The 272-nt window shown below is 32.0% G+C and carries 1 protein-coding gene; it reads left to right on the plus strand.

What is annotated here, in order from left to right; all coding sequences use genetic code 11:
- A partial coding sequence (locus FVA95_RS32395) for a hypothetical protein (protein WP_205016074.1) occupies positions 1 to 272 on the plus strand: 272 nt, incomplete at both ends.

The following is a 272-nucleotide window of genomic DNA, read 5'->3' on the forward strand; positions in this document are numbered from 1 at the left end:
ATTTTATTACTGCCGTGGTTGTATCGTCCAAATATTGGTGTTTTTACATTGCTCTGTATTGTCAGCCAACTCACCTTATTTTTGTTTTTTAAACAAACATTTTGGGCTGATGAATATCCTGTCACATTTTTATTTAGCTTAAATCTCCTTTCACTATTTCAGTTTTATTTTTGTCTTCGTTGTTATCAAAAGCTGCGTTATCTCTTTGTCTTATGGTTTGGCATTCTTTCAATTTGGCATATGGGGCTATTTTTATATGGTGACAGTAATTT

Origin of the sequence: Pseudonocardia sp. EV170527-09, assembly GCF_008369905.1 — a bacterium.
GTDB lineage: Bacteria > Actinomycetota > Actinomycetes > Mycobacteriales > Pseudonocardiaceae > Pseudonocardia.